Below are 5,794 nucleotides of genomic sequence, written 5' to 3' on the forward strand. Positions count from 1 at the left end.
ACACAGTCAGGCCCCACTCCAGTCTGGGATATCTGACTCCGCGGCAAGCCGCCATGACGGTGGCAAGTAGGTCAATCAACGAGGCTAGACTCCAAATCCCGTTGGTGTGAAAAATCCGGGCAGGTCAATAGCGACCACATAGCACCGGACAGATATAAAGCAACTTTATCTGTTTCGAAGGTTCGTATCGTTGCCAATACAGTAGCTGGGTCCTTCTGACTGTCTTCCATGCCGCTTTGCTACTTGTCCATTCTAACGGCTTTACCCTTTCGGGTTTGCAATCTCACAATAGTTGGCTGATTTATCGTTAAGGATCTCATCCCTTCGCAGTCACATTTAATTTAACGAGCATCTGCATTACAGCTTAATTATTCATTGCTTGGCATAGCGGGAATCGGGAAGGGTTTTATTAGATGGGAAACAAATCCCCAAAAGAAACCATCTGACCTCGACGCATACCGTACGCGATTCCCCTAAGATACAAAAATAAAATAAATTGTCAAGGGCTCTTAAAATCCTATTTTTCCACACCTAAATCTCGTCGCATTTCCTCTTCCATTTTTTGATGAGCTAGTACCCTGCCCTGCTTATCATCGTTGGTATCGATGACCCGCTGGATGGCGGCTCGAACAGACAGTGGTGCCACGAGAGAACACCGCATCTGCCAATAGGCGAATTCCTTAGCTGCTTTGTCGCTCATCTCTACGGCAGCACGGTGATAGGCCTCCAACAAGCCAACATAAGCTTGTTGCTTTTCCCGAAATCGCCGCTCATCTGTTTGATATCGCCTAGACAGCCACGACTGAACCAAGGCAGTGATTACAGATCCCATTCCAAATGCGGCAAGCAGTGAAACCAGATTCATTATTAAATCCTTATATACAAAAAAGCCAGCTTAGGGCTGGCTTATTGTCGGTATGCGTCAGTTCGCCCAATGGCTATTGACAAAAATAATATTAATGATAATTTTAAATTTGTCAACAAGGAGCGCAAATCCATGAAGGAATTTCTAAGCAGTGTGTTTTTTCAAGCTCTTTTGGGTGCAATTACAGCGTTAATAATAGCTCGCTACATCCTAGGCTATCAGATTTAACTTGCCCCAGTAATTCTATACCAAACACCCAAAAGCCCATTATCGACCGAAAGAGTGAGCCAGAATATAAATGCTACGACAACCGCAACAAAGACCCAAATCCATTTCATGATTAACCTTTAAAGATTGGTCCCCAAGTTTGTGGACTGCATGGTAGCATTACTGGTAACGATTTCTCAACCCGTGACTAGAGTTAACTGTCTGAATATAAAAGCCTTTTTGGCTTGGGTGTTTGAGCCTCCTCCGCTCCACCAAATTCCAGACGGAAAAGCCTTGGATACACACTGTGTTCCAGGGCTTTTTTGTATCTGCAAGCTCATCAATTCGCTCGACTGCACGGGCTTGGCGGCCTACATCTGGCGCCGCTCGCCTCTTTTCCCGCATGCGCCACGCCGACTTCGACCAACGTCTCGCCGCCCTTGACGCCCTGCCCGTGCATCGCGGCCGGCTCATGCGCGTCTGGCTGCAAGGGCAGCCGCTGGACCAGGGCACGCGGCGGCGCGACTCCCAACACTTCCTGCCGCTGGCGCTGCGCAACGCCGTGCCCGCCCTGACGGCGGAGCTGGACGGTCTGGCCTGCGTCCGTTCCGAGCATGCCGGCAACGATGGCTCGCGCCTGTTGGTCGAATTGGCCGATGGGCAGATGGTGGAAAGCGTGCTGCTGCCGCGCGATGGGCTTTGCGTCTCGACACAGGTCGGCTGCGCGGTGGGCTGTCGCTTCTGCATGACCGGCAAGAGCGGCCTGATCCGCCAGGTCACCAGCATGGAGATCCTGGCCCAGGTGGTGCTGGCGCGGCGCATGCGCGCGGTGAAGAAGGTGGTCTTCATGGGCATGGGCGAGCCCGCGCACAATCTCGAGAACGTGCTCGAAGCCATCGATCTGCTCGGCACCGAGGGCGGCATCGGCCACAAGAACCTGGTGTTCTCGACCGTAGGCGATCCGCGCGTGTTCGAGGCGCTGCCCCGGCAGCGCATCAAGCCCGCGCTGGCCTTGTCGCTGCACACGACCAAGGCGGAACTGCGCGCGCACCTGCTGCCGCGCGCGCCGAGAATCGCACCGGAAGCGCTGATCGAACTCGGCGAACAGTACGCCCGCGACACCGGCTATCCGATCCAGTATCAATGGACGCTGCTCAAGGGCGTCAACGACGGCGACGACGAACTCGACGCCATCGTGCGCCTGCTCAAGGGCAAGTACGGCGTGCTCAACGTCATCCCGTTCAACAGCCTCGAAGGCGATGACTACCAGCGCCCCGATCCCGAGCGCATCCGCGAGATCGTGCGCAGCCTGCACAGTCGTGGCGTGCTGACCAAGATCAGGAACAGCGCAGGGCAGGACGTGGATGCCGGCTGTGGCCAGCTGCGCGCCCGCGCCGTCGGCGCGGAGCAGGTGGTGGAGCTGCGCCGCACGCGTACGGCGCGGCCGCAAGCCTCGCAGCCAGGGCGGCCGTGACGACCGCCCTGCTCCACATCAAACGCTGAACATCACGCGCCGAACGTCAACGCATTGGTCAAATCACCCATCGGCTGCTGTCCGCGCCCCTTCATCGCCTCGTCGCGCGCCTTCAATCCATCCAGCACCGGCAGGTCGAACAAGCGTGTGGCCAGGCGCAGGATCGAGCCGGTGTCGTAGATGGTGTGATCCACCGCGCCCTTCTTCGAGAACGGCGAGATCACCAGCGCCGGAATGCGCGAGCCCGGCCCCCAGCGGTCGCCCTTGGGCGGCGCGACGTGGTCCCACCAGCCGCCGTTCTCGTCCACGGTGATGACCACCACCATGTTCTTCCATTGCGCGCTCTTGCGCAGGCTGTCGACGATGTGGGCGATGTGGCGGTCGCCCGACTCCACGTCGGCATAGCCGGCATGCATGTTGAGATTGCCCTGCGGCTTGTAGAAGGTCAGCGGCGGCAGCTTGCCGGCCTCGGCGTCGGCCAGGAATTTGTTGGTCGCGGTGATATCGCCCAGGCCGCCGTCGCGCAGATGCGCCGTGCGCGCCGGCGTGCCGGGCGCGGTGCTCTTGAAGTAGTTGAAGGGCTGGTGATGGGCCTGGAAGTTGGGCGACGACGGAAAGCCGGTGTTGGCGGTGGAGTCGACGGCAGCCTGCCAGCCGCCGGCGTACCAGGCCCAATCCAGGCCCTTGGCCGTCATCAGGTCGCCGATGTTGGCGTGGCCTTGCGGCACCATGGTCATCGGGTTGGCGGGATCGGCCTGCGTCGGATCGGCGGCGCTGCGCGAGAACGCCGGCCAGTACGGCGGCCCCATGGTATTCACGCCGAAGCCGTCGGGCGAGAGCGCGCTGGGGCCGAACTGCGGGCTGCCGGCAATGGCGCTGGCCGGCGACGTAGGCTTGGGCTGCAGGCGCGTGTCGGTTGGATCCGCGCTTTGCAGCTGGGCGATCTGGACCTTGGCCACCGAGTTGGCCGCATCCGGATAGACCGGCGGCTGTGCGGCGACCAGGTATTGGTGGTTCAGGAACGAGCCGCCGAAGGCGCCCTGGAAGAAGTTGTCGCACAGCGTGAATTCCTGTGCCAGCTTCCACAGCCGCAGGTTGTAGGCCGAGTCGCTGTAGTAGCCCATGACCAGGCCGCCCGAATCCGCCCAGGCGACGAAGCGGTCGTTCTTGCCGCCGTTGATCTGCATCTGGTTTTGATAGAACACATGCCACAGATCGCGCGTGACCACGCCTTGCGGCAGCGGCTCGCCTTGCGGGCCGCGCAGCGGAAACGGCGCGTTGGCCAGGTTGTTCATGTAGGGCGCGGCCTGGTCCACTTGATAGGTGATGTGGTTGGCCTGCTGCGATTGCGGCACCATGCCGCCCCACACCGGCGGCAGCACGGACAGCGCCGTGCCGTCGCGGTCGTACTGCGTGTAGTCGGCGGCGGTGAGCGCGGACAGCGGCTTTTCCACGCCGGGGAAATTGGCGAAGAGATTGTTGAAGCTGCGGTTCTCGGCAAAGATCACGACCAGCGTCTTGACGTTGTCGCGCAGCAGCTTGGTGGTGTCGGGCGGCGTCGGCGGAGCCGGCGGCGGCGCGGGCTTGTCGTCGTCATTGTCGTCGCTGGAGCAGCCGCCCAGCGCGCCCAGCGCGGTGGCGCTGGCGCCGAGCGCGGCGATGCCGGTCAGGAAGCCGCGGCGTGCGGGCCGGACCTGCTCCGGCGGATTGCCCTTGGCGTCCTCGGGCGGCGTTGCGGGATGCTTTTCTTTTTCAGACATGAGTGACCTTGCGTGAAACGCGGCGCACTGTCATTGCGTCGCTGGGCGCCGGATGACAGCCGGCTTCGTTGACGGGCCACAGACTAGAGACGCAATGTTTTCCGGGTGTGACCGGTTGCTGTCAGGGGGCTGTCAAGCCGCTTGCGCGCCCGGGCCGTGCGTGAGTGGCACGGCATGGAAAGACGTGCGCGCAGGCAAGGGAAAACGATGAGGAAAAAGAAAAGCGCTGCGAGTGCATCAAGGCTCTCGCAGCGCTGGAGCAGCATCACTTCAGGGTACTGTCAGCGGGCAGCGCGGCGTGATGCCGCCCTACTCGACGCCCGCCAGCTGCATGGCATGTTCGCTCGGACTCAAGCGCGCGCCGGCGTCCAATGTCGCGCCGCCAGCGCCAGCAGCGCCGCGTCCGCGCCGGCCGGCCCCACCAGTTGCAGGCCCACGGGCAGTCCGTCCACGAAGCCCGCGGGCAGGCTGATGGCCGGCAAACCCAGCACGTTCCACGGATTGGTCAGGCCCAGCAGCGTTTCACGCACGCCTGCGCTGCCCGGGCCATTGACGCTGCGCTGCTGCAGGGCCGGCGCGGTGATCGCGACAGTGGGCAGCGCCAGCGCGTCGACATGCTCGAAGATCCGCGCGAACTCGGCCTGCAGCCGCGCCCTTTCCTTCAGGCCGCGCACGTACTCCCAGCCCTGCACCGGCCGCGAGGCGCGCAGCCGCTCCAGCACTTCGGGATCGTACTTGCCGGGCTCGCGCTCGACGCGTTCGGCGTGCACCTCGTAGGCTTCGGAACGCTGGATCGCGCTCAACGCGGCCTGCAGCGCGCGCGCGTGCTGGGTGACCTCGCCGCCGTCCCGCAGCGCCGCGCCGGCCAGCCGTTCGGCCGCCGCGCGCGCGCAGGCAGTGACCGGCTCGTGATCGATGGCAAACGGCGCGTTGGCGAGCCAGGCGATGCGCGGCGCATCGTTCGCCTCCCCGGCATCGGCGATGGCGCCTGCGCTCAGGATGTGCATGAACGCCTGCGCGTCCTCCACGCTCTGCGCCAGCACGCCCACGTCCTCGATCGAGGGCGACAGCGGAAACACGCCCGCGTCGCTGACGCGGCCATGCGAGGGCTTGAAGCCGACCAGGCCGCACAGCGCCGACGGCACGCGCACCGAGCCGCCGGTGTCCGTGCCCAGCGCCACCGGCACCATGCCCGCCGCCACCGCCGCCGCGCTGCCGGCGCTGGAGCCGCCGGTGATGCGCGCCGGATCCCAGGGATTGCGCGCGGCGCCCTGGACGCTGCGGTCGCCGGTGGGACCGTAGGCGAATTCATGCGTCAGCGTCTTGCCGACCACGATGGCGCCGGCCTCGCGCAGCAGCGTCACGCAACGCGCGTCGGCCGCCGGGCGATGGCCCAGGAAATGCGCGGCGCCCATGGTGGTGGGCATGTCGGCGGTGTCGACGTTGTCCTTGATGGCCACGGGAATGCCGTGCAGCGGACCGCGCACG

At 63.1% G+C, this 5,794-nt stretch carries 4 protein-coding genes; 1 reads left to right on the top strand and 3 read right to left on the bottom strand.

What is annotated here, in order from left to right; genetic code table 11:
- Positions 1-517: 517 nt before the first annotated feature.
- On the bottom strand, positions 518-865 hold the full coding sequence (locus AC6LJ9_RS30105; protein ID WP_498150381.1) for a hypothetical protein: 348 nt from the start codon (positions 863-865) through the stop codon (positions 518-520).
- A gap of 610 nt (positions 866-1,475) precedes the next feature.
- Between AC6LJ9_RS30105 and AC6LJ9_RS30110 the strand changes: the two genes are divergently transcribed.
- Entirely contained in the window at positions 1,476-2,546 is a 1,071-nt protein-coding gene (locus AC6LJ9_RS30110; protein WP_498150382.1) for an RNA methyltransferase, read from the top strand.
- A 32-nt stretch (positions 2,547-2,578) separates the two neighbouring features.
- On the opposite strand, the gene acpA is transcribed toward AC6LJ9_RS30110, so the two are convergent.
- Together acpA and AC6LJ9_RS30120 are read right to left on the bottom strand one after the other, a co-directional pair.
- On the bottom strand, positions 2,579-4,306 hold the full coding sequence (gene acpA / locus AC6LJ9_RS30115; protein ID WP_498150383.1) for an acid phosphatase: 1,728 nt from the start codon (positions 4,304-4,306) through the stop codon (positions 2,579-2,581).
- 350 nt (positions 4,307-4,656) lie between these two features.
- The coding region (locus tag AC6LJ9_RS30120; RefSeq protein ID WP_498150384.1) for an amidase at positions 4,657-5,794 on the bottom strand (1,138 nt) is incomplete at its 5' end.

The sequence above is a fragment of the Achromobacter sp. 1011811831 genome (assembly GCF_059760905.1).

What these genes read in the sequence shown, in the direction of transcription:
- AC6LJ9_RS30105 (WP_498150381.1), bottom strand. Translation starts at nt 865, where the DNA reads ATGAATCTGGTTTCACTGCTTGCCGCATTTGGAATGGGATCTGTAATC.
- AC6LJ9_RS30110 (WP_498150382.1), top strand. Translation starts at nt 1,476, where the DNA reads ATGCGCCACGCCGACTTCGACCAACGTCTCGCCGCCCTTGACGCCCTG.
- acpA (WP_498150383.1), bottom strand. Translation starts at nt 4,306, where the DNA reads ATGTCTGAAAAAGAAAAGCATCCCGCAACGCCGCCCGAGGACGCCAAG.